At 62.1% G+C, this 2,082-nt stretch carries 5 protein-coding genes; 2 read left to right on the top strand and 3 right to left on the bottom strand.

Translation table 11 applies throughout. From position 1 onward, the window contains the following. Positions 1-240, top strand: a 240-nt coding sequence (locus tag AB0305_RS23050; RefSeq protein WP_366174193.1) for a hypothetical protein, incomplete at its 5' end; no start/stop codon positions are given. 286 nt (positions 241-526) lie between these two features. Here AB0305_RS23050 and AB0305_RS23045 read toward each other — a convergent pair. Then, positions 527-820: a DUF1330 domain-containing protein gene (locus tag AB0305_RS23045; protein ID WP_366174191.1), complete on the bottom strand. Its 294-nt coding sequence runs from the start codon at positions 818-820 to the stop codon at positions 527-529. A gap of 63 nt (positions 821-883) precedes the next feature. Here AB0305_RS23045 and AB0305_RS23040 point away from each other — a divergent pair, with 63 nt between their 5' ends. Then, complete coding sequence (locus tag AB0305_RS23040; protein WP_366174189.1) at positions 884-1,342, top strand: MarR family winged helix-turn-helix transcriptional regulator; 459 nt, start codon at positions 884-886, stop codon at positions 1,340-1,342. Positions 1,343-1,367: 25 nt separating this feature from the next. Here AB0305_RS23040 and AB0305_RS23035 read toward each other — a convergent pair whose 3' ends face one another. Continuing rightward, positions 1,368-1,793 (bottom strand): heme-binding protein, encoded by a 426-nt coding sequence (locus tag AB0305_RS23035; protein ID WP_366174187.1) that lies wholly within the window; start codon positions 1,791-1,793, stop codon positions 1,368-1,370. Between the two features lie 33 nt (positions 1,794-1,826). Next, on the bottom strand, positions 1,827-2,082 hold a 256-nt coding region (locus tag AB0305_RS23030; RefSeq protein ID WP_366174185.1), incomplete at its 5' end, for a zinc-binding dehydrogenase.

Below are 2,082 nucleotides of genomic sequence, written 5' to 3'. Positions count from 1 at the left end.
GCCAACGAGACGGTGCGCATGCTCAAGGCATCCGAAAGCTGGAAGGCGTCCGGCTACTACGTCTACGAGATCAACACGCGTGGCTATGCGGCAGGTCCATCGATGCTATTGCAGGCGGCGGCGGCCACTTCCACGGCCGGCGAGCGCGTGCTGGCGGAACTGGCGGTGCGTGATCTGGAGATACTGGATGATCCGGCACTGGCTGCGCAGCACGGCGCGGCGGAGGGCGGCGTGCACTGAGCGGCCTTGCGGCCAAAAGGTGTAAGACAGCGTGCCGAGGATGCTGCACGGCGCGCCCGGCGTGAGCCACAGGCCGTTGTACGAACTGACGTAGTACGTGCGGTTGATCGGTGCCGTGGCTGGCCAGGACTATGAAACGTGCGTGTCGAAGTCTGTCTTCGAGCCGATCGGCATGCAGCATTCAGGCCTGCACCTGGGGACGGTATGTATTTCGAGTGGCAGAACAGTCGAGCTGTGATGAGATCGTTGGCAAATACTCCACTGCAGAGCGCTGAAGCTCACTCAATCACGACAGCGTTTCGACGATGAACATCCGCGCTTGCTGGGCTTCCTGACGGTCGGCCTTGATCGGCGCATATGTCTCGGAATTGTAGAAGGCGAGCGCTTGGGCCAGCGTTGGGAACTCGAACACACCGGCCATCGGCAGTGGGGCCTCATCCCCTTCCAGAACCTGCGCTACAGGACCGAAATGCAAGATTCGCCCACCTGCCTCTTGCAGGGCAGCTTGAAAGCGTGGAGCAAGCGCCGCCTGCTTGGCGGAGTCGATGATGCGTAGATTGACGTGTACGTATGCTGGCATTGTGCCTCCAAAATAATGCATATACATTATTGCTTGAGGGCAGGGTTGTCAAACGGGGTAGACATGAAGGGTTTTGATCCAGAAGCTTTGAAGAACGTTGCGGCGGAGTGTCCGGGCTTCCAGGCGCGTGCAACGGCGCGCTCACTCACGCGTTACTACAACGCCTGTTTCAAGCCGCTCGGGCTCACGGCAGAGCAATTCAGCCTCTTGGTGGGTATCGGTGAGGCTGAAGGGACGACTCTGGTTGAGCTAGCGGATAAGGCCGGGGTTGACGCCACGACCCTCAGCCGATCCGTTCAGAATCTAGAAAGCCGAGATTTGGTCCATGCCACTGGCGGACGCGGCCGAGCTGGAAAGCAGTTGACCCTCACGGCATCTGGGCGTCGACTCGTGGCGGATGCGCTCCCGGTGTGGCGTTCAGCCAAGGCAGAACTTGCCGGTCGGATGGGCGATAAAGAGCTTCATTGCGCAAGGCAGGCAATGGCGGAACTGGCCAAAGCCGCAGAGTCCGCGCGGGCATAGCGCTTCCGGTCGGCGGGCGTGCACCTCACGACAGAAAACCTGCGTTACGCAATGCTTCCTCGGCGGCCTCATGGTCCTGGGCAGAGGTGCCCCCGGAGATACCGATGCCGCCCACCAGACGCCCTTCGTGAAAGAGCGGTACGCCGCCGCCCACTGGCATCAGGCGCGGATGGTGCGCCAGCGGGGCCACGGCGGGCTCGGCCATGTACTGGTTCCATTGGTGCGTGGACATGCCGAACGAGGCTGCCGTCCAAGCCTTGTTGATGGCGACGTCAGCGGTCAGGAAAGGCGCAGCGTCCGCACGCTCGAACGCGCGCAGGTGGCCGCCTGCATCGGTAATGGCGATTGTTGCGGCGAACCCGCGTGCTGCACAGGCGCGACGCGCCTCCGCCAGCAAGGCTTGCGCGGCTTCCAGGCTGATCGTTGCCGTAGCGACGATGGGGGATGTCATGGGGAGGCTCCTTGTCAGAAGGATTCAGGGATTTCAGGAATTGGCGACAACGACTTTGCCGATCATGTTGCCGGCCTCGACCAGCGCATGCGCCTCGATCAAGCTCGCCGCGTTGATGCCATCAATGCGCTGGGTCAGGGTGTGCTTGATGTCTCCGCGATCGACCAGTTCGGCCACGCGGCGCAGCAAGGCGTGTTGTCGGGCGATGGTGTCGGTGGTGAACATGGCGCGGGTGAACCCGAGGCCGATGGCGAGATCTACGTCTATGTCGAAGACGTGGCTGCACGGC

This window comes from Arthrobacter sp. NPDC080086 (genome assembly GCF_040702285.1).
This window is presented reverse-complemented; position numbering and strand designations above follow the sequence as displayed.

What these genes read in the sequence shown, in the direction of transcription:
- AB0305_RS23040 (WP_366174189.1), top strand. Translation starts at nt 884, where the DNA reads ATGAAGGGTTTTGATCCAGAAGCTTTGAAGAACGTTGCGGCGGAGTGT.
- AB0305_RS23035 (WP_366174187.1), bottom strand. Translation starts at nt 1,793, where the DNA reads ATGACATCCCCCATCGTCGCTACGGCAACGATCAGCCTGGAAGCCGCG.
- AB0305_RS23045 (WP_366174191.1), bottom strand. Translation starts at nt 820, where the DNA reads ATGCCAGCATACGTACACGTCAATCTACGCATCATCGACTCCGCCAAG.